Here is a 21,331-nt window from a genome sequence, read left to right on the forward strand (position 1 = left end):
TGATTGATGAACGTTGATTGGTGAACGTTGCACAGAATCGATCATGGCGGAATTGTTGGTAGCGACGCGATCGATCACATCTCTACAGTCATGCTATTTTTCAATCAACAAAAACTAAGATAGATCTGGGAGGCGGGTAAACTCTTAGACAATCTCTTTATCAAATCTAAGGTGCTGGGGTGATGGCAAAACAGCAACCCTTCCCCTGTGAGCAAGTCTCGCCAGAGGACTGGGAAAAAACACCAGAGTCTGTCAAGCTCTTAGTCGAGTCTCTGATTGCAGGCGCAACCGTATCCGGAGACGAACCTCGTCTAATTCAGTTTCTAGATGCTACGCCGATCGGGATTACTGTGCATAGTTCCGTTGGGAAAGTCGTCTATATCAATCAGGCTGGACGCTCATTGCTAGGGGTGCATTACGCAGCCCAAGTGCATTCCGAACGACTCTCTGAAACATTTCAACTGTATCAGCAAGGAACTCAGCAGCTTTACCCAGTGGATGCTTTACCCAGTCATCGCGCCTTAAAGGGCGAAGTCGTTTGGGTGGATGACATAGAAATTCACCATGCTGACCGTGTAATTCCTCTGGAAGTTTGGGCGACACCAATGCTGGATCAGCAGGGACAGGTGAGGTACGCGATCGCAACGTTTCAAGATATCAGCGAGAGAAAGCGCAGTGAGGCTGAACGCAAACGCCGCGAACTAGAGCAGCAGGTCGTGGAAAATACGCTGTTAGTTAGTGAATACCGCTACCGCCAGTTAGTACAGGCGCAAACAGACTTAATTTTACGATCGCTGCCAGATACCACGATTACCTTTGCCAATGATGCGCTCTGTCATGCGCTAGGTCGTACTCTAGATCAAATTGTTGGGACAAAGTGGAGTAGCTTTGTTCCCCAACATGACTTAGAAAAACTTCATTGCAAGATTGCTACGCTTAGCCCAAATCATCCGATCTTTGAAAGTATTAATCAAGACGTTCGTGCAAATGATCAAACGGGCTGGACGCAGTGGCTAGATTTGGGGATTTTTGATCAGCAGGGACAACTGATCGAAATTCAATCGGTGGGACGTGACGTTACTGCACTACAAGAAAAAATCCTCCGCGAACAGGCATTAAATCGAGTATTTCAGGCAATCCGTAACTCGTTAGACTTAGACACCATTTTTGCGACTGCCACTAAAGAAACGGCTCTGCTGTTGAAAAATCTCGATTGCTTTGTGGTGCAGTACCTACCAGAGCAAGAAATTTGGAAGTATGTTGCGGAATTTCATCATGATCCGAGCGCCCCAGCCATGATCGGGTTAGAAATTGCCGATGCGGGAAATCCGTTTGCAGAGCAACTCAAGCAATTGCAGCAAGTCCGAGTTGAAGATACATCCTGTCTGGAGGACTCGATTAACCAGGAAAATGTTCGATGCTTGCCCGGAGCACGGTTACTGATTCCCTTGGTGATTGACGGAAGAATTTGGGGTAGTTTTACGATCGCGACAACCCAACAATCCCTCGTCTGGCAAGACGATCAGCTTGAACTCGCTCAGTCCGTTGCAGACCAGCTAGAAGTTGCAATTCAGCAAGCCAATCTTTATCAGCAGGTACAACAGGAACTAGAAGAGCGCCGCCGCATAGAAACTGCACTTCGGGAAAGTGAAAGCCGATTTCAAAAGATGGCAGACAATGTGCCTGGAATTCTCTATGGTTATCGCCTCCGACCCGATGGTTCTGATCAATTCACTTACATTAGTTCTGGTTTTCGCGATGTCTATGGCTTTGAATTTGATGCAGCACTGCAAGATCCAACGGTTGTGTGGGGATTAACGCATCCTGATGATGCAGAACAACTGCACGCTTCTGTTGCAGTGTCTTACGAAAGCCTGCAAACCTGGCAATGTCAATATCGCGTGATTACTCCTGCGGGAACATTGAAATGGTTACAGGGAGTTGCACGCCCCACTCGACAATCCAATGGCGACGTGCTTTGGGATGGATTGATTGTTGATATTAGCGATCGCAAATTAGCGGAAGAAGCATTGCGAGAGAGCGAAACCCGCTATCGGTTATTAGCCGAGAACATAAACGATTTGGTTTGTCTTCACGATTTGCAGGGAAGATACTGCTATGTGAGTCCGTCTTGCGAAGGGCTTCTAGGGTATCGACATGACGAAATGTTGGGGAAAGATCCCTATTCATTTTTTCATCCTGACGATCGCGATTACATCCACAAACAAGCTCACATCACGGCAGTGCGTGGAAAACCGTTGCCCGTGACCTATCGAATTCGTCAGAAATCGGGTCACTACATCTGGTTTGAGACGTTGACAAAGCCGATTGTGAACGCGAAAGGGGAAATTGTTCAGCTCCAGACCACCTCTCGCGATGTCACAGAGCGTATTCAAGTTCAAAGTCAGCTCAAACATGATGCTTTACATGATGCACTAACGGGATTACCCAATCGCCATTTGTTAATAGAGCGGTTAGAACTTGCGATCAATCGAGCGGGATGTTTACAGGATCATTGCTTTGCTGTGCTATTTCTGGATCTCGATCGCTTCAAGGTGATTAACGATAGCTTGGGGCATTTAGCAGGCGACCAATTGCTAATTGCGATCTCCCAAAAATTGCAAACAACAGTCCGCCGCATTGATCTAGTCGCTCGATTAGGGGGGGATGAATTTGTCATCTTGCTCGATGAGATTCAGGACATGCAAGAAGCGATTCACGTCGCCGAGCGAATTTTCTTCACGCTACAGACTCCGCTCCTGATTGAAGAACGAGAGGTCTATACCTCAGCTAGCATCGGTATTGTGCTAGGCACGAAAGCGTATGCTGAAGCTTCTGACCTATTGCGCGATGCTGATATTGCGATGTATCGGGCAAAAACCAATGGCAAGGGACGGTATGAAATCTTTAATGCTTCAATGCACACGCAAGCATTGAAGCATCTGGATTTAGAAAACGACCTGCGCCGAGCGATCGACAATCAAGAATTTGTGCTGCACTATCAGCCGATTGTTGCGCTGGATACAGGCTGTGTGATTGGATTTGAAGCGCTGATTCGCTGGCAGCATCCGACTCAGGGCTTGAAACTCCCTGGAGAATTCATTGCAGTTGCGGAAGAAACAGGACTGATTACCCGGCTAGACTATTGGGCACTTCGGACAGCTTGCGATCAGCTTGCTAGATGGCAGTCAACTTTTCCTGAAGTTTCTGGAATGAAGATGAGCGTAAATCTTTCGGCTCTGGATTTACGCCGATCGGATCTGCTCAAAGAGATCGATCGTGTTCTTGCTCAAACCCGCCTGCAAGGCGATTCTCTGACTTTAGAGATTACTGAAAGTATGTTGATTGAGGATACTGAGTCTACGATTCGGTTGCTCGACCAGATTAAAGAACGAGGGATTCAAATTAGTATTGATGATTTTGGCACAGGATACTCATCGTTAAGCTACCTCCATCGTTTACCAATTGATAATCTCAAGGTCGATCGCTGCTTTGTGCATCAGATTCAGTCCGGCAAACGCGATCGTCAAATTGTTGAAACAATTGCGGCTTTGAGCAATCAGTTGGAACTGAACACGATCGCGGAAGGCATCGAAACCCAGCAGCAACTCGAAAGACTCCGAGAGCTGGGCTACAAATTTGGTCAAGGACGATTACTCTCAAAAGCCTTAAGCCAAGAAGCGATCACCACGCTCTTATCAAGCCAGCGCTTCTATAGAGCCGATTTAGCATAGGTGTGATACCGAATCAATTTGTTGATACGACAGATCCTTCGCCCCCTAAATCCCCCATACTGGGGGACTTTGAGAATCCGAAACAGATTTGGCTTGAAGTCCCCCACTCGTGGGGGATTTAGGGGGCTTCCAAGATCTGTCGCACTCAAAAATCAATTTGGTATGAGAGGATGTCAAAGCCAAATGAGCAAAAAAAACAAGGAGCAAGACCACGCCTTACTCCTCGCTTCTGGAAAAATTAAACTCTAATTCACCACTTCTGCAAGCTCTACCACTTGTCCAGAGTAGTCTTTTACCAAAAAATTCAGCGGTCTTTCGCGACGAATTTTGTGCTTAATGCCGCGAGCTTGAACGCGCAACAGAATTTGATCGAGACAATCGCGATCAAAACACACATGCCGCTGACGATCTTTCTCGCCCAGGGTCGCGCCCGAAATCACATGAAGCTGTGTATTTTTCTTCAACTGATACCACAGTCCATCATTGCCATTGCCACGCGCAGTTGTGCTACCCATCGAACCCGATAAATACATCGGATTAATCCCTGCCGTTCCCAGCGACTGTTCGTAGTTGTAGTAATAGTGCAACGGAACCTCAGCCACCGCCAGTTTCAACATTCCGCCATAAAAATCGCGGGCACTTTCAAGATCGGAAACCATGACCGTGTGAACTTTGGGTGCGCTCGTCAGGAAAAGCCACATTGCAACGGCATATGCACCGAGCAACATGATCATGATGCCTTGAGTAGAAAACAAGCTATCCATAGATTAATGACTAGAGCAACGGGCTGCCGAAAACGTTCTATTCATTCTATCAATACCAAAGCGGAGGCATCCGTAAGCTTTAGAAAAACACAGCGTTTTTCAGATAAACGACCAAAAAAAATGCGCCGTTTTCGCCATTGCCTGTATATAGTAGTTAACTCGACTCAGGCAGGATCTATGAAAGCCGTCACGATTCCAACTTTTCCAGAGGCAGATCATTCGATCGTTAAAGCGCTGTTTCATCACAGCGATCAAGAATTGCTGACGCTGTTTCAGCGCTACCCGGATTCAGGGCAGTTTTTTACGGCGCTATTTTGTCGCTACAGTCCGCTGGTGTATTCGCTGATTACGCGATCGGCGCGATCGCCCGTTCAAGCAGAATACTTGCTGGCCCTCATCTGGCGGCACGTCTTTCATGAACTGGCTGGAGTCGATTTACGCGCTTTTAGTCAAGGTGCAACGTTTCAAACTTGGCTCTTAGCCGTGACTGCATCGGGCATTAATGAAGCTGAACTGCCCGCAGTCGAAGAAATCCATTACGATATTCGCGCTTGCTCTCCGCCGTTTTGGTGTTATCTCGATCGGGCACTAGAACAGATGTCGCCTGCACTGCGATTAATGGTCGTCATGGCGCAAACGTTTCACTGGAGCGAAACCCGAATTGCGGCATATTTGCAGGCAGAAGGCGAAGAAGTTAATCCCGAAGAAGTGAAAGCGCGATTGCAGGAAGGCTACCAAGCGTTAGAAAAACTTTTACCCGACGATATTAGAACGATTTATCTAGGTGGGAATGCTAGAGAGCAAGAGTCAGTTTCCGAGTCGGCGGCTGATTCGCTCGATCAAAGCCTAGAAGAACTCGAATTTTTCTAATGTTGAATCTCAACCTCGTTTGCTCACTTGCGCTCAATTTGCTGATTAGCGGAGCGTTCATCGCGCCCAGTTTTGCCTCAGACTTGACTCGCCAACTGAATCCTGCGTTTGGCACTCAAGGCACAGTCCGGCAAACCGCCGATCGCTTGGTTCAGTCCGGTATTCAGGCGCAGCAAGCCGGAACACTAGAGCAGGCGATCTCCAACTGGCGGCAAGCGATCGAGCTTTATCACCAAGCAGGTGAAGTGCCGTCGCAGGGGCGCGTTTACGATCTGCTAGGCATGACCTACATCAGTTTAGGACGGCTGGATGAAGCGGAGAATGCGTTTCGGCGCAGCTTAGCAACGGCACGAGACGAGGGCAACACCATTCGTCAGATTCACGGCTATAACAACGTGGGGCAAGTGATTCTGCGGCGCGGACAAACCCGCGAGGCGGCACGATCGTTTGCAGAAGGGTTGAGACTGGCGCAGACCATTAAACATCGGCCCGGACAAGGCTTATCGCTGAGCAATCTGGGATTAGCAACTTACGCTCAAGGAAATTATCGCGGCGCGATCGCCTTGCTTGAGCAAGCACGAGGATTCCGCGATCAGGCGAAAGATCCGATCGGAGCCGCGAACACGCTGAATCATTTAGGTGAAGCTTATTTGGCGATCGGCGATGCGCGATCGGCATTCAGCGCTCACGATCGAGCCATGACCCTAGCGCGAGAAAACGGCGATTTACCGTCTCAATTTCGAGCCTTCGACGGACTGATGCTGGCGTATCGCGGCATGGGACAAGAAACTCGCTTCGTCGAAATGCTCAATCAACGTTTAGCAATGGCATCGGAGCGCAACGACACTTGGCAAATGCTTGCTTCCCTGAAAATGATGGCGCAGCATCAGCGGCAAACAGGCAAATTATCAACAGCAGAAACCTATTATCAACAGGCATTTTCGATCGCGCAACGACTCAATGCCGCTGAAGAGCAAAAAGAATTACGAGAGCAATTGAGACAACTGCGATCGCGCAAATTCAAATGGTAATGATCTTAAAATTCTGAACTGCCTGCAAGTAGGCAAACTGCATTAACCATCAGACCACCAATCTGCCCTCACCCCAGCCCTCTTGCGGAGCGTGGCGTTAGCCCAGTTCCGCAAGAGGGGATGAAGGTCTTCAATTCAATGACATCCACCGACTTAGACAGTCATGATGTCCTTTTCTTTCTCAGCCAAGACCTTTTCCACCTCAGCAATATATTTATCCGTCAGCTTCTGAATTTTCTCCTGCGTGTCGCGAGACTGGTCTTCAGAAACCTCCTTGTCTTTTTCCTGTTTCTTCACCGTATCCACGCCATCCCGCCGGATGTTACGGATCGAAACTTTTCCGGCTTCTGCATACTTCGCTGCCAGTTTGACCAGTTCTTTGCGTCGATCGCTGGTCAGCGGTGGAATATTCAACCGAATCGATGAGCCATCATTATTCGGCGTTAAACCGATGTCTGAGAGCGAAATCGCCTTCTCGATCGCGCTCATGCTGCTGCGATCGTAGGGCTGAATTTGAATCGTGGTTGAATCCGGGGTGGAAATATTTGCCAACTGTCTGAGCGGTGTTTCTGCACCGTAATACTCGACGGTAATTTTGTCGAGCAGACTCGCATTGGCGCGACCTGTCCGGATCGTATTGAAATCGCGGCGAACAGCCTCGATCGCCTTTTTCATGTGGTCTTCAACGTCAGCAAACTTCACAAAAACCTCCGACAATGGTTCCGATAGATTCTCCTGTGACTGCCCGCTTAATATTTCCGCGCACAGACAAGTCAAATACGATAATGGGGATAGCGTTATCTTTACACAATGCGATCGCGGTGCTGTCCATGACCTGCAAATCCTGCGTTAAAACGTGCGAGTAGGTTAAACTCTGGTATCGTTTGGCAGCGGGATTTTTAACCGGATCAGAGTCGTAGACTCCATCTACTTTTGTCGCTTTAAACAGCACTTCTGCATTGATTTCGGCGGCTCTCAGGGCGGCGGTGGTGTCTGTTGTGAAGAACGGATTGCCGGAACCCGCCCCAAAGACGACGACTCTTCCTTTTTCCAAATGCCGGATGGCGCGGCGACGGATATACGGTTCCGCCACTTCTTGCATTGCGATCGCGGTTTGGACTCGTGTTTGAATGCCGATCTGCTCTAGCGCATCTTGCAGCGTCATGGCGTTCATGACCGTGGCGATCATGCCGATATAGTCAGCGGTGGCGCGTTCCATGCCTGCGGCTGCACCCTTCATTCCTCGAAAAATATTTCCGCCGCCGACGACGATCGCGACTTGAATTCCTTCCTGCACCAATTCTGCCACTTCTTCGGCAATGCCATGAACGACGGCAGGATCAATCCCGTAGGAAAGCTCTCCCATTAGAGCTTCACCGCTAAGTTTCAGCAAAATCCGCCGATACGTGACTCCCATGTATTTTTTTGTCGATAGTTGTTCCAACTAAAGATAGCAGTTGATCGGAATTTTGTGACCCTATTTGGAGATCGCGTCGCAATTTTTGACCCGCTAAACTGAGGCAAAAACTAGATTGTTCAGGAGATGGCTCAAACTCTAGCAATTCCAGATTAGAGTGGCTGATGCAATGTGTTGCAAATTCTACAGTGCTTGAAAGTTTTATGGAATTGTTGAAAACTCAAGAAAATATTTTGCTGTGAGTTCGGGTTTTTCCAGGTGGGGAACGTGACCGCACTGCTCGATCCAGATGAGTTTGCTGTTGACGATCGCGCTTTCAAACCGAGTTGCGTCTTTCGTGCCTAAAATTTGATCTGAGTTGCCCCAAAGAATCAAGGTTGGACAAGTAATTTGAGAGATTTTATTGCTCAAGAAGTTATAGCCGCCGCTTTTTGTAAAGGCAATTAAGGCTTCATTCCAACGAGAAAGCTTCAAGTGCAGAGCAGCACAAAGTTCGGCATCTGCGGTGACAAAGGCTGGATCGTAATAAGCTTTCAGACTGACGCTGCGCCGCACATTCGGTCGTCTGAGAAATTCGGTGGCAAGATAGCCGAGCGGAGGAATGAGGAATTTACCGATCGCAGGCCCCGCCGCAAATCCTGCACTGTCCAGTAGAACTAATTTCGCAACCGCATCCGGATAAGTCAGAGCAAAATCGATCGCTGCCGCCCCGCCCATTGATGCACCCACTAAAATCACAGGCTGATCAATCTTCGCTTTCCAAAAATCATAAAGATGCGTTTTGATGGCTTCTGGGCTGAAGGGCAGATTGATGGGGCGATCGGTAAACCCAAATCCGAGTAGATCAACTATCCAAGTGTCATGATGCTCTGCAAGCTGCGGTAACAATCGACGAAATTCAAAGACTGAGCTATCAAAGCCATGAAGTAAAAGAATCGGAGTACCACCCGCGCCTTGATGCACGTATGCAGTTTCGATCGGTTCGGGACTGATTGAAGTGGGAATGGGCGATCGACGAATTTGACGGGCGAGCGCGATCGAGGTCTCTTCGGTGAGTTGAGCGACTTCGGGCGGTAGAAAGCTTTCAAACATTATCAATACAAGAGGTGCAGCTTCTACATCATTGTAAAACGATGTTTGCGCTTACCTTGCAACACTGAATCAGCTTCTTCTCAGGATTTTCCGCAGAGATTAGGCGACAGCAAGTAGTTTTACTGAGAAAATTGCGACGTTTGTGGCGAATGTCGTAACGTTTGCGATGAATGTTGTAATGTTCGTGGCGAATGCTGCGGTTTTCACCAAGAACGGCTTAACGATCGTAATGACAAGTTAAACCGATACGATGACAAGCAAAGCAGATACGGCGACAAGCAAAGCAGATACGGCGACAAGCTGAACGAATGCAACGACAAGCAGAGCGGATACGGTTCTAGCTGCGAATGAAGTCGAATCGGGTTATTTATTCGGGAATTTGCATTTAACCTCAATTTCAAAGTTACCTTCGCTCGTTGCTTCAGCCAGAAAAGGAATGCCCGTTTTACCACCAATTTTTAAGCCAAACTTTAAGTTAACTTCCTCGATGTGTTCTGTGCTGAAGTTTTTGAAAGCACCGATCGCATAACGAGTATAAGCCTGGATGGCTTGATGCACTTCCACCATTTCAACCATGACCGCTTGAAGATCAATGCCGTAGCTTTCACGATCGGAATCTTCGAAGGGAGGGAGAATATCAGCGTCATCATCTTTGACCGCAACATAGATGGTGTAAGTTTCGCCGTTTTCTTCTCGGATTTGCAGGGGTTGAATTTCTGACATCAAAGTTCTCCGAATTGGGGCTAGGCGATAGGGTTTCATTAGAGAAAGTATAAAATATAGGCAGTCTGTTTTCCGGGTTTATGGCGCGGTATGCACTCGTAATCGGCATCGATACCAACCAACTTCCGCTGAAATCGTTGAGTAAGACGAAAGGGGATGCAGAAGCGATCGCGCAAGTATTACATCGTGATGGCGGGTTTGAAGTGCAGCGACTCGTGGGGCAAGTTAAGCGTCGAGATTTGGAACAGGCAATTGAACGATTGCTGGAGCAGGCACAGAAGCAAGAAGCGCTGATTTATTATACGGGGCACGCATTTCCATTGAAAAAGGGGTTTGGGAAGACGGAGGCGTTTCTTGCCACTTCAGATTGCATCGTGAGTGTTGATCGAGAGCAGTCAGTGACCCAGCAGGCACAGGGATTGTCGCTCAATGATTTGAATGCGGTGCTAGGAGAGGCGGATCTGGGGAATTTGGTCTTGCTGTTGGATTGCTGTCACAGTGGATATTTGTTAGAGAAAGAGCTTTTAGCGCAGACCTTTAACAGTTTCTCGAAAAAAGATTATTTGGCGATTACGGCTTGTCGCAGTTTTGAGCAGGCTTATGCAAAGCGATCGGATCAGCATAGTTTGTTTACGGGGGCAGTGTTGGCAGGGTTGAGTCGAGACAATGCTGACCCGAAGACGCAAGCAGTGACGGGTGATCGCTTGTTTTCGTTTGTCTATGAGCAATTGAAGGGGACAGGACAAGAAGCGGTGCGGCTGAGTGTGGGTCGTCCGATCGAAGTGGTGCGGTTTCGGGTCGAGCCAGTCATGCCTCAACCGATCAATGAGACGAATCCTTATCAGGGATTGTTCGTCTTCACGCCTGCAACGAAGCAGTTTTTCTTTGGGCGCGATCGCGTGGTGCAAGATTTGGTGGGGAAATTGTATCAGTCGAACTTTGTGCCGCTAATCGGGGCGAGTGGGAGCGGGAAATCTTCGGTCGTTCGGGCGGGATTGATGCCACGGTTGGAAGAGTTGGGCTGGCGGGTGTTGGAGATGAAGCCAGGGGCAGAGCCGATTTATGAACTGAAGCGATCGTTTAACGAGGTGTTCGATCGCAAGAAGCATGATGAGATTTATCGGTTCATTGAGCAAGACGGACTGCGCGGCATCGTCGATCGCTTGCCGGATCAAAAGCATTTATTGGTGATTGATCAGTTTGAGGAAGTGTTTACGCTATCGAGCGATCGAGCAAAGCAGCGAGCGTTTATTGAGAAGTTGATGGGGTTAAGCGATCGATTGGTGATTGTGACGACGATGCGATCGGACTTTGTGGAGGATTGGCAGGCGCACAGTGATTTGGTGGAGATGCTGCAAGACCATACGGTGTGGATGCCGCCGCTAGAAGGTGAGGAATTGAAAAGCGCGATCGTGCGTCCGGCTCAAGTGCAGGGCTATGGGTTTGAGGCGGAACTGGAGGAGCTAATTTTAGAGGATGTGGCGGAAGAGGGGAATTGCTTGCCGCTGTTGGAATTTGCGCTGTCTGAGTTGTGGGCGCGGCGCGATCGACAGACGCATTGCTTGACGGTGGCAGCTTATCGGGAGATGGGGCGGTTAATGGGGGCGCTGAATCGGTATGCGACGGACTGGTATGCGGAGTTGCCGGAGGAGCAGCAGGGGTTAGTGCGGCGGGTGATGCTGGAACTGGTGCGCGTGGGGGTGGAGGCGAAGGATACGCGCTGGCGGCGGAAGCGGGCAGAGGTGGTGGCGCTGGGGGATGGCGCGGCGGAGGTGGTGGAACTGCTGGTCGATCGGCGGTTGTTGGTGCGGGAGGGAGAGGAGATTGATCTGGCGCATGAGCGGCTGATGGAGGGGTGGGAGTTGTTTGCTCAGTGGCGGCAGAGCGATCGAGATTTACGGCGATTGCGGCAACGGGTACAGGATGAGGAAAAGAACTGGCGAGAGAAGGGTCGGAATGATGAGTATTTGATGCAGGGGGGATTGCTTTCGGAGGTGCGGGAACAGTTTGAGGCTTTGTCGCTGAGTCCAGATGTTGCGGCGTTTTATCGGTTGAGTGAGCAGCGTCATCAGGAGAAGATTGAGTTTTTGGAGATGGCGTTAGCGGAAAGCCAACTGCAAGAACAAGCGATGCGGATTCTCAACTTGCTGCCTGCTCAGCCTCATCAAGCTGCGGTAGAAGCGATTCAGGCGACGGACAAGAGTGTGAGCAAGCTGCGAAAAAGAGTGTTGCCTCCTGCTCAAAGTAATCTTCGCCAGGTGATTGAAAAAGTTCGAGAACGCAATCGACTTCAAGGTCATAACAGTGGTGTCTTGTCAGTCGCATTCTCCCCGGATGGTCAAATGATCGTCAGTAGTAGTGAGGATGGCACGATTCGACTGTGGGACTTGAGCGGCAATGCCATCGGGCAACCCTTCCAGGGTCACAACAGTAGTGTCAGTTCAGTCGCATTCTCCCCGGATGGTCAAACGATTGTCAGTGGTAATGGCGATAAAACGATTCGACTGTGGGACTTGAACGGCAATGCCATCGGGCAACCCTTCCGAGGTCATAACAGTATTGTCTGGTCAGTCGCATTCTCCCCGGATGGTCAAACGATTGTCAGTGGTAGTGAGGATAAAACGATTCAACTGTGGGACTTGAGCGGCAATGCCATCGGGCAACCCTTCCGAGGTTATAACAGTGGTGTCTGGTCAGTCGCATTCTCCCCGGATGGTCAAACGATTGTCAGTGGTAATGGCGATAAAACGATTCGACTGTGGGACTTGAGCGGCAATGCCATCGGGCAACCCTTCCGAGGTCATAGCAATGGTGTCTTGTCAGTCGCATTCTCCCCGGATAGTCAAACGATTGTCAGTGGTAGTGGTGATAGAACGATTCGACTGTGGGACTTGAGCGGCAATGCCATCGGGCAACCCTTCCGAGGTCATAACAGTGGTGTCTGGTCAGTCGCATTCTCCCCGGATGGTCAAACGATTGTCAGTGGTAGTAATGATAGAACGATTCAACTGTGGGACTTGAGCGGCAATGCCATCGGGCAACCCTTCCAGGGTCACAACAGTAGTGTCAGTTCAGTCGCATTCTCCCCGGATGGTCAAACGATTGTCAGTGGTAGTGATGATGGAACGATTCGACTGTGGCTCGGTGGCACTTGGCAAGACTGGCTCCGCATCTGCTGTAACCGCTTCCGCCACCACCCCACCCTCAACGACCCCAACAATCCCGCCGCCGTCGAAGCTTGTGAAGTCTGCCGCAAGTACGTTTGGAACCAAGAGGAGTGAGGCGCTTAGATTGAGTCACGCCTCAGGATCGTATTCAACGCATTCGCGATCGACAAAACTAATCCTCCCAATCTTCCACATCCAACACTGAGAATTCAGCCAGTTCTGGATCGGTCTTATCTCATCTGATAGAGGAGCAGGAATCGATCGCTGTCTAAGATGGTTCGGCTAGATCAACAAATTGCTTCAAATCGTAAGTTAATCACGGAAACATCACGATGAAATATCGCAAGTTAGGAAACAGTGATCTCAACGCTTCAGAGATTATTTTAGGCTCTTGGTTAACTTACAGTGGTGGTGTAGAACGACAACAAGCTGAGGCCTGCATTCATCAGGCATTTGATGTGGGGATTAACTTCATCGATACCGCGAATGTCTATGGACGGGGTGCAGCAGAATCACTATTAGGGGAAGTATTGCAGGGTATTGATCGCGCTTCCTACATTCTGGCAACGAAGGTTTACTTTCCGATGTCCGATGTCGATCGAGGCTTATCTGCCGCCCAAATTCGCAAACAGATTGATGCTTCCCTTCAACGACTCAAAACCGATTACGTCGATCTGTATCAATGTCATCGCTATGATACGAACACGCCGTTAGAGGAAACAATGGAAGCCTTAACGGAAGTCGTTCGGCAAGGAAAAGCTCGATACATTGGCTTTAGTGAGTGGAATTCATCGCAGATTCAAGCCGCTTTGAACCTTCCGAATGCTGAGAAGTTCGTGTCGAGTCAACCTCAGTATTCAATGTTATGGCGCAAACCTGAAGCTGAAGTGTTTCCGTTGTGTGCGGCGAATGGGATTGGTCAGATTGTTTGGTCTCCGCTGGCTCAAGGAGTGCTCACAGGCAAGTACAAACCGGGTGAAGCCATTCCTCAAGATTCGCGTGCGGCAAACGATAAGATGAACGGATTTATGACGGATTTGCTCAACGATCGTGTTCTTGGTGCAGTGCAGAACTTAAAGCCGATCGCACAACAGCTAAACATTTCAATGGCACAACTTGCTTTAGCTTGGGTGTTGCGGGATCAGCGCGTGACCAGTGCAATTATTGGTGCAAGCCGTCCTGAGCAAGTGGTCGATAATGCGGCGGCGGTTGATGTGAACTTGGCGGATGATGTGCTGAAAGAAATCGATCGCATTCTTGAACCAGCCTTACCTTCTACAGCCGCTCGATAGTTATTAGTTATTCGAGTCCGTGGCTTTTTCCAATCACCCAATGTCGCTTGAAGAATCGCGCCAGGCTAGATTCTTCAAGCGAGAGATAAATCGGGCGACCATGCGGACAGGTGCGTGGATTTCGGGTTTTCTGCCAGCGATCGATCAAACTCTGCATCTGGTCGATCGACAACGACACCCCATTGCGAATGGCACTCCGACAGGCAACTGCCACTTGAGCCGCCTGCAAATCTCCGCCTAAGCTAAGTTCGATCAATGCGACGGCACAGTCTTCGCGTTGAGTGAGTAGCTCAGGAGCCGATCGCACTGCCCAAAGTTGCTCACCAAAGGGATCAACTTCAATGCCAATACGCTGTAATTGTTCGACTTGCGACAGGGAGAGTTGATTGAGAACGATCGCAGGCTCAAGCGGAATTAGTTGCCAGCGATCGCTAATCTCTTCAAACAGAATGCGCTCATGAGCAATGTGTTGTTCAATCAACCACATTCCTGAAGAATGCTCTGCCAGAATGTAGCGATTGTGAACTTGAGTCAGTGCTTTCAACGGAAATAAAGCGGAAGGTTCAGCAGGAACTTCACGCGAGACATGGTAGCCTGCATCCGATTCAGCAGCTTTGATCAGTTGGCTAACTTGTGAGGTGTAAAGACTATCGGGAACGGTTTCGGGATTGATGCGGAGGGCTTGAGCGATCGCAGCTTTAATCCGCTCTTTCCAATCATCAAGATTGTGTAAGTAAACTTCGGATTTAGCAGGGTGGCGATTCCAGTCGATGTGTTCGGGATTGAGTTGCAGATGAACAAGACAGATTGGATGTCGATCGCGGGGTAATGTTCTACGAAATGCGCCTAAGATAGTTTGCTCTAGTTCTGGAAATTGCACAAATCGACCATTAAGCGCCACTCTGACCCAATCCGGGCGATATCGATGTGTGCGATCGGGCAATCCTAGCACTAAAGAAATTGCAGTCGATCGAAGCTCGGTTAAATCATCAATTCGCACATCTTTTAATAGTTGCGGTAACAAGTCTTTTGCAGAACGACCGCCCCAAAGATTGAACCATAGTCGATCGTTCTGATAGACCTGCCAAGTAATGTGTGGATGAGCTAAAGCAATTTGATAAATCGTTTGTTGAACTGCTTTTAATTGTTGTGAGGTAGAAGGTAATCCTTCGCGTCTAGCTTCCCACGTTTCAAATAAGCGATCGACAATCACAATCGTTCCGGGTGCGATCGCGACCGATTCGACTTGATCGACTTCTCCTTCAGTTGTGTAAGTTACCCGCCAACCTGCATCATCCGCAGTCCGACTCAGAATTTCTAACTTTGAGAGTTGAGCCAGACTATGCAAAGCTTCCCCCCGAAATCCTAAGCTTTGAATGTGCCACAGATCGGCGCGATCGCGAATTTTGCTGGTACTATGCGGCTGTGCAGCTTGGCGCAAATTCTCTAAACTCATCCCTGCACCATTGTCTGCGACTCGCACGCGCCATTGATCAGCCCAAACGGAAACGGTAATGCGTGTGGCTCCGGCATCAATGGCATTCTCGACAAGTTCGCGCACGACTGCGGCAAGAGAATCGATCACTTCTCCGGCAGCAATGAGGTGAACGACTTCGATCGGTAGTGGTTGAATTTGATGTCCCATTTCTTCAGTTTACAAAAATGAAGTCGGGCTTGAAGTCGTAAGTCTCGTGAGCGAGTTCTAAATACTCGTGGTCGAGTTTCAAATACTCGTCATCGAGTTCTAAATACTCGTGGTCGAGTTTCAAATACTGGCGATTGAGTTCCAAATACTCGTCATCGAGTTCTAAATACTCGTGGTTGAGTTAAAAATACTCGTGGTTGAGTTAAAAATACTCGTGGTCGAGTTCTAAATACTCGTGGTCGAGTTCTAAATACTCGTGATTGAGTTCTAAATACTCGCGGCTGAGTTGTGAAGCATCACGATCGAATCCCGAATGCTCACCGTAGAGCGATAATGAAACTGACTTGTAAAGCGCGATCGCAAGAGGAAGCGAACATGACCGAACGCAACGCGGCACGAAGTGTTCGAGAACAACTCCTTCAAGAATTAGAACAAGCTCCTGACGAACTCATCATCGAAACCTTGAATTTTGTGCGATCGAAACTCAAACAATCCGCACCACAATCAATCGTTGAACCTCAACAACCTCGATCGCCTGAAGAACAAATCCAACAACTAAAAGAATGGATTGCGACTCTGCCAAAAAACGACACCCCATTGCCAGAAGAAGCCTTACATCGAGATAGTATGTACGACTGATGGCGCAATACCTGTTAGACACCAATATTCTCCTCCGACTCAGCGATCCTGCTTCACCGGATCAGACTCGAATGTTTGCGACGATCGCCCAAATCCTAACGCAAGGCGATCAGTGTTGCATCACTGCTCAAGTCCTAATTGAGCTTTGGGTTGTTGCGACTCGACCCACCAACGTCAACGGACTAGGCTGGACAATTGAGCAAACGGAGAACGCGATCGTCCGACTTTCAGCCCAGTTTTCCTTCCTCCGAGAAACAGAAGCAATTTATCCAACCTAGCGTAATCTCGTAACGGCTCATCGCGTCAAGGGAAAACGAACCCATGATCTACGCTTAATCGCTGTTATGCAAACCCACGCCGTGACACACTTGCTCACGCTCAATCCACGCGATTTTCCCGATGTTCTAGGCATCACGATCGTACATCCTCAAGACCTGTTGAATGCTTAAAGCGCGATCGCTTTCCTCAATGTCTTGTCAAGATTGGGCACCAAAACCTCGTGCAATTTCTCTGCATCATCCGTTTTGAAGCGCGATCGCAGTGTATCAATGAGAAAAGTTTCCTTCAATTGATATGACGATCGATCCCATTTCACAGGCAGTCATTACAAATCTGATCAAACTTGCGATCGAGGCAGGTTGGAAACAAGCCGGAAACCAAATCGATAAGGAACGCCATCAGCAAGTTGGCAGCGCGATGGAGGAGTATGTCAGAACTTATGAAAAACGCCACTGTACGCTGAAATATGATTGCTTGCGAATGGATAATTCACTGACGTTAGAGGATATCTATACGGATGTCCAAGTCTTGAATACTCGCGAGAGCCGCCGTTTTGAATCTCCCGAAGCGCTGAAGGAACTGTTTCTAGAAACGGGGCGAGGATTTGTCTTCGAGAAAACGACTCGTCAAAAAGGCATCCTAGAGGCAAATCTTGAACCTCGGCTGATGGTATTAGGCAGTCCGGGAATTGGAAAATCGACGTTTCTGAGAAAGGTTGGACTCGAAGCGCTCAAGTGGCAGACCGCAAGGTTTCGACACGAAGTGATTCCGGTGTTTATTGAATTGAAGCAATTCGGCGATCGACACTCGGAGATTGAGAAATTGATCGTAGAAGAGTTTGAAACTTGTGGGTTTCCGAATGCGGAAACATTCACGCAGAATCTTTTGCAAGCAGGAAAGCTGTTGATTTTGTTGGATGGGTTGGATGAAGTGCCGATCGCTTACTGCGATCGAGCGATCGAGCAGATTGGGAGGTTGGTCGATCGACATGACAAAAATCGCTTCATTGCCTCCTGTCGAATTGCAGCGTATAAAGGCGGATTTCCGCGCTTCAAAGATGTGACAATGGCGAATTTCAGCGATTCGCAAATCGAAACGTTTGTGCGGCAGTGGTTCAGACGGGAGCCGAAAATAGCCGATCAATACTGGGAATTGCTCAACAGTTCAGACTACAAAGCGGTCAAGGAGTTAGGACAAACACCGTTACTCTTAACCTTACTTTGCGCGGTTTACGATGAATCGCAGAGCTTACCCAAGCAAAGAGCCGCATTGTATGGTGAGGCGTTGGAAGTTTGGTTAAAGAAATGGGCAGCAGAACGACGAGTTCACCGTGATCCGATTTATCAAGAATTGAACCTTCAGCTAGAACAGGTCTTACTGTCTGAGATTGCTTACCAAAGTTTTGCAGAAGATCAGCTATTTTTCTCAAAGCGAGAACTGACCGACCAAATCCGAGCCTTTCTCGTCAACAATCTCAATGCACCGAAACATCTAGATGCGGAAGCTGCGCTCCACGCAATCCAAGTGCAACAAGGAATTTTAGTCGAACGCGCCAGAGATACTTTTTCGTTCTCGCATCTAACATTTCAGGAATATTTGACGGCTCAGTACATTGTTGATGAACAGCAAGTAGGAACGCTAGTCAAAAAACATCTAACCGATTGGCGTTGGCGCGAGGTTTTCTTCCTTGTCTCTGGTCTAATGCGAAATGCCGACGTACTCCTAACTCTAATGGAGACTAAAGCACAAAGGCTAATCCGCACAGAGAGACTCAAAGCATTGCTCAAATGGACAAATGATGTAACGAATGGTTCAGCAGGCGATTTCAAACCAGCGGCTAAAAGGGATGTTGCACTCTTCTACGCCCACAAACTCGTTCGTGACCGCGACCCCAAACTCGCCCGCAAACTCACCCTCGCCTGCGCCCTCACCCTCGCCTGCGCCCTCGACCTCGACCGCGCCCGCGACCTCAACCTCAACCACGACTTCGACCTCGACCACGCCCGCGACCTCGACCAGATTTTCACCTCTGTTGATTTCCAAGTTTTAGTCAACCAACTTGAAGCAATGAGAGAGGCTGTTTCCAGCGATAATGCACCATTAGAGGAGCGTCTAGCTTTTGCCGATCGCATTCGTCAAGCTTGGTACAATGCTCTCCATCTCAATCCCGAATGGCTTGAACTATCCGAAAAAGAAATCGAGTCACTCAACAATTATCTCTATGTCAACGAACTCATGATTCGCTGCAAAGAAGCTGCCTTGCGAGTGTCGCCGCAGGTGTGGAACGCGATCGAATCCCGAATGCTCACCGTTCAGGATGAATAGCGCGATCGTTTGCTTCAAGACTTGCCAAACTTATATAAGTAACTGATTGATAAAAGCGCGATCGCACCCCCAACTCAATGAAAGGCTACATCAAAAACAAAACAATCATCCTAATCGATCCCCTTCCTGACAACCTACAAGACGGGGATGAAGTCGAAGTGTCTGTTACCCCTGCTCCGAAGCAAGCGCTTCCCTTCCCGACCTTCAACTTCGGCATCAAAGACGAATATCTTGAGCGCGATCGCATTTATGAGCAAGACTCGAATTCTATTTGACACGAATGTTTTAGTTTACGCTCATGATACTGCCTCTCGTTATCACAGTGACTCCGCCGCTTTATTACTCCAAGCCTTCCAGCAGAATATTCAGGGAGTCTTAGCCGAACAGAACATCATTGAGCTTTACCGAATTCTCACCAATTCAGTCGCCATGACCGGAAATGCGCTCACGCCTCAACAAGCACAAACATTAATCAAGTCAACCTATCTCAATGGAAGCTTTGAAGTTATTTACCCTAATTTCTCGACTATCGATCGCCTCTTAGACTTAGCCGTAATTCGCAATATCACTTCAGCCAAGATTTTCGATCTGCGGCTCGCTGCTTTGGTTCTAGAGTCACAAATCGATCATTTCGCAACGTACAACCTTCGAGACTTTCAACAAATTAACCACCTAAACGCGATCGATCCTCCATCACTTCTTGCCTTGCTTGGTTTATAACGAATCCCGAATGCTCACCGTTCAGGATGAATAGTGCGATCGTCATCATTTAACGAATTTCTTGCCAAAATCGTATAAGCAGCCTCTCAAAAGTGACTGCGCCTCTATCCTTGTAAAAAACAATGCAAATTACGATCGAAATTCCTGACACATTAGCCCATCAGCTACAAATCAACTCAGAGGATTTAGAGCGAAAAATGCTCGAACTGTGCGTGATTGAAGCCTATCGAACCGCACGAATTAGTTCAGGCAAAGCCAGAGAATTGCTCGGATTTGAGACTCAGCTTGAACTCGATACGTTTTTCAAAGAACGATCGGTCGATCTCAACTATGATTTATCCGACTTACAACAAGATCTAGAGACGTTAGAAACCCTTCACCAAGAAGAGAATTTAGCGCAGACATGATCGTTATCTCTGATACTTCTACCCTCTGCTACCTGCTGCTGATCAATCTAATCGACTTGTTACCGGAGTTATACGATCGCGTCATCATTCCTGAAACCATTCGAGATGAGTTAGCTGCTTCAAAATCGCCCTCGATCGTTCAAGCTTGGATTGCTCAACCTCCGAGTTGGTTAGAAATTAAAGCAATAACCACCGCAACTAATCTTTTCGCAGATGAACTCGATCCAGGAGAGCGAGACGCAATTGCATTAGCAGAAGAATTGCAGGCTGATCTCATTCTTCTTGACGATCGGGCTGCAAGAAATATTGCCTCGAAGCGAGGACTTGCGATCGTTGGTGTTTTAGGAATCTTAGTTAAAGCAGGACAGCAAGGAAAGATCGATTTTCCCTCTGCAATTGCTCGACTAAAACAAACATCTTTTCGCGCTTCTGCCAGTTTGATTCAAGCATTACTTGACCAATTTACACAGACTTAGCGATCGAATCCCGAATGCTCACAGTTCAGGATGAATAGCGCGATCGTTTGCTTCAAGACTTGCCAAACTTGTATAAGTAACTTGTTGATAAAAGCGCGATCGCACATGACAACCGAAATCGTATTTCTCATCGAAGATGCACCCGAAGGAGGCTATACTGCCCGTGCATTAGGCGAATCGATCTTTACGGAAGCCGATGATGTCGCTCGCCTACGTGAAGAGATCCGCGATGCTGTCCGATGTCACTTCCCAGACGAGCAAGACCGCCCAAAATTAATTCGTCTACATTTCGTGCGAGATGAGGTCATTGCTTCGTGAAACTCCCTCGTGACCTCTCTGGCTTAGAACTTGCCAAGCTGCTTGAACAGTTCGACTACACTATCGATCATCAAACTGGTAGCCATCTGCGCTTAACCACAGAGCGAAATGGAGAGCATCATATTACAGTTCCTGCCCACAATCCGCTTAAAGTCGGAACCCTTTCTGCAATTTTGAGAGATGTCGCCGCTCATTTAGGTTTAAGCCGTGACGAATTGATCACTTACCTATTTCAAAAATGATTTGAATGCACTTGCTAATTAAACAAAAGCGGTTCGCGAGACCTAAAGGCAACGAATCCCGAATCCTCACCGTAGAGCGATAATGCAACTACGTAAAGCACGATCGCTGCATTTGTCCTTTGAATAGGTTTCTAATTCTGTAACTGCTCCTCTGATCTTCTTACCTCTCCGCCAGAATTAGGACACTCGG

21 protein-coding genes and 1 pseudogene are annotated in these 21,331 nt (G+C 48.4%); 14 read left to right on the plus strand and 8 right to left on the minus strand.

Annotated features, from left to right (window positions below; genetic code table 11):
• Positions 1–182 precede the first annotated feature (182 nt).
• Positions 183–3,734 (plus strand): EAL domain-containing protein, encoded by a 3,552-nt coding sequence (locus NC981_RS04730; protein WP_348241731.1) that lies wholly within the window; start codon positions 183–185, stop codon positions 3,732–3,734.
• Between the two features lie 245 nt (positions 3,735–3,979).
• Here the strand turns inward: NC981_RS04730 and NC981_RS04735 are convergent, their stop codons facing one another.
• Positions 3,980–4,498: a VOC family protein gene (locus NC981_RS04735; RefSeq protein WP_348241732.1), complete on the minus strand. Its 519-nt coding sequence runs from the start codon at positions 4,496–4,498 to the stop codon at positions 3,980–3,982.
• Between the two features lie 177 nt (positions 4,499–4,675).
• Here NC981_RS04735 and NC981_RS04740 point away from each other — a divergent pair, with 177 nt between their 5' ends.
• Positions 4,676–5,368: a sigma-70 family RNA polymerase sigma factor gene (locus NC981_RS04740; protein WP_348241733.1), complete on the plus strand. Its 693-nt coding sequence runs from the start codon at positions 4,676–4,678 to the stop codon at positions 5,366–5,368.
• On the plus strand, positions 5,368–6,399 hold the full coding sequence (locus NC981_RS04745) for a tetratricopeptide repeat protein (protein ID WP_348241734.1): 1,032 nt from the start codon (positions 5,368–5,370) through the stop codon (positions 6,397–6,399). The genes NC981_RS04740 and NC981_RS04745 overlap by 1 nt, the downstream gene beginning before the upstream one ends.
• A 153-nt stretch (positions 6,400–6,552) precedes the next feature.
• On the opposite strand, the gene frr is transcribed toward NC981_RS04745, so the two are convergent.
• From frr to NC981_RS04765, 4 genes are all read right to left on the minus strand, one after another.
• Positions 6,553–7,101, minus strand: coding sequence for a ribosome recycling factor (gene frr, locus NC981_RS04750; RefSeq protein ID WP_190375398.1), 549 nt, complete (start codon positions 7,099–7,101; stop codon positions 6,553–6,555).
• Positions 7,088–7,816, minus strand: coding sequence for a UMP kinase (gene pyrH / locus NC981_RS04755; protein WP_348241735.1), 729 nt, complete (start codon positions 7,814–7,816; stop codon positions 7,088–7,090). The genes frr and pyrH overlap by 14 nt, the downstream gene beginning before the upstream one ends.
• Before the next feature lie 201 nt (positions 7,817–8,017).
• The gene (locus tag NC981_RS04760) at positions 8,018–8,908 is read right to left on the minus strand and encodes an alpha/beta fold hydrolase (RefSeq protein ID WP_348241736.1); all 891 of its coding nucleotides are present in this window, start codon (positions 8,906–8,908) and stop codon (positions 8,018–8,020) included.
• A 363-nt stretch (positions 8,909–9,271) separates the two neighbouring features.
• Positions 9,272–9,631, minus strand: a complete 360-nt coding sequence (locus NC981_RS04765) for a CU044_2847 family protein (RefSeq protein ID WP_348241737.1) — start codon at positions 9,629–9,631, stop codon at positions 9,272–9,274.
• Between the two features lie 80 nt (positions 9,632–9,711).
• Here NC981_RS04765 and NC981_RS04770 point away from each other — a divergent pair, with 80 nt between their 5' ends.
• Entirely contained in the window at positions 9,712–12,912 is a 3,201-nt protein-coding gene (locus NC981_RS04770; RefSeq protein ID WP_348241738.1) for a caspase family protein, read from the plus strand.
• Between the two features lie 218 nt (positions 12,913–13,130).
• Positions 13,131–14,090: an aldo/keto reductase family protein gene (locus NC981_RS04775; protein WP_348241739.1), complete on the plus strand. Its 960-nt coding sequence runs from the start codon at positions 13,131–13,133 to the stop codon at positions 14,088–14,090.
• 7 nt (positions 14,091–14,097) lie between these two features.
• Here NC981_RS04775 and mutL read toward each other — a convergent pair whose 3' ends face one another.
• The 3 genes from mutL to NC981_RS04790 are packed head-to-tail and all read right to left on the minus strand — an operon-like array spanning position 14,098 to position 16,132.
• Positions 14,098–15,735, minus strand: coding sequence for a DNA mismatch repair endonuclease MutL (gene mutL / locus NC981_RS04780; protein ID WP_348241740.1), 1,638 nt, complete (start codon positions 15,733–15,735; stop codon positions 14,098–14,100).
• Between the two features lie 4 nt (positions 15,736–15,739).
• Positions 15,740–15,880 carry a hypothetical protein gene (locus NC981_RS04785; RefSeq protein ID WP_348241741.1) on the minus strand — a complete coding sequence of 47 codons (141 nt, stop codon included), beginning with the start codon at positions 15,878–15,880 and terminating at the stop codon, positions 15,740–15,742.
• Between the two features lie 57 nt (positions 15,881–15,937).
• Positions 15,938–16,132 carry a hypothetical protein gene (locus NC981_RS04790; RefSeq protein ID WP_348241742.1) on the minus strand — a complete coding sequence of 65 codons (195 nt, stop codon included), beginning with the start codon at positions 16,130–16,132 and terminating at the stop codon, positions 15,938–15,940.
• Here NC981_RS04790 and NC981_RS04795 point away from each other — a divergent pair.
• From NC981_RS04795 to NC981_RS04835, 9 genes and pseudogenes are all read left to right on the plus strand, one after another.
• Positions 16,111–16,374, plus strand: a complete 264-nt coding sequence (locus tag NC981_RS04795; protein ID WP_348241743.1) for a hypothetical protein — start codon at positions 16,111–16,113, stop codon at positions 16,372–16,374. The two genes, NC981_RS04790 and NC981_RS04795, sit on opposite strands and share 22 nt — an antisense overlap.
• Positions 16,374–16,823 (plus strand): annotated as a pseudogene (locus NC981_RS04800) (PIN domain-containing protein). The gene NC981_RS04795 and the pseudogene NC981_RS04800 overlap by 1 nt, the downstream one beginning before the upstream one ends.
• Positions 16,824–16,947: 124 nt before the next feature.
• Positions 16,948–18,978, plus strand: coding sequence for an NACHT domain-containing protein (locus NC981_RS04805; protein WP_348241744.1), 2,031 nt, complete (start codon positions 16,948–16,950; stop codon positions 18,976–18,978).
• A gap of 77 nt (positions 18,979–19,055) precedes the next feature.
• On the plus strand, positions 19,056–19,253 hold the full coding sequence (locus NC981_RS04810) for a hypothetical protein (RefSeq protein WP_348241745.1): 198 nt from the start codon (positions 19,056–19,058) through the stop codon (positions 19,251–19,253).
• Positions 19,228–19,698 carry a PIN domain-containing protein gene (locus tag NC981_RS04815; RefSeq protein ID WP_348241746.1) on the plus strand — a complete coding sequence of 157 codons (471 nt, stop codon included), beginning with the start codon at positions 19,228–19,230 and terminating at the stop codon, positions 19,696–19,698. The genes NC981_RS04810 and NC981_RS04815 overlap by 26 nt, the downstream gene beginning before the upstream one ends.
• 122 nt (positions 19,699–19,820) lie before the next feature.
• Positions 19,821–20,105, plus strand: a complete 285-nt coding sequence (locus NC981_RS04820) for a UPF0175 family protein (RefSeq protein WP_348241747.1) — start codon at positions 19,821–19,823, stop codon at positions 20,103–20,105.
• Positions 20,102–20,581 (plus strand): DUF3368 domain-containing protein, encoded by a 480-nt coding sequence (locus NC981_RS04825; RefSeq protein WP_348241748.1) that lies wholly within the window; start codon positions 20,102–20,104, stop codon positions 20,579–20,581. The genes NC981_RS04820 and NC981_RS04825 overlap by 4 nt, the downstream gene beginning before the upstream one ends.
• A 105-nt stretch (positions 20,582–20,686) precedes the next feature.
• Positions 20,687–20,899, plus strand: coding sequence for a 2-oxoisovalerate dehydrogenase (locus tag NC981_RS04830; protein ID WP_348241749.1), 213 nt, complete (start codon positions 20,687–20,689; stop codon positions 20,897–20,899).
• A complete protein-coding gene (locus NC981_RS04835; RefSeq protein ID WP_348241750.1) occupies positions 20,896–21,141 on the plus strand; it encodes a type II toxin-antitoxin system HicA family toxin in 246 nt (81 codons plus the stop codon). Before NC981_RS04830 ends, NC981_RS04835 begins: the two co-directional genes overlap by 4 nt.
• Positions 21,142–21,331: the final 190 nt, after the last annotated feature.

Source organism: Leptolyngbya sp. DQ-M1 (genome assembly GCF_039962505.1).
GTDB lineage: Bacteria > Cyanobacteriota > Cyanobacteriia > Leptolyngbyales > Leptolyngbyaceae > Leptolyngbya.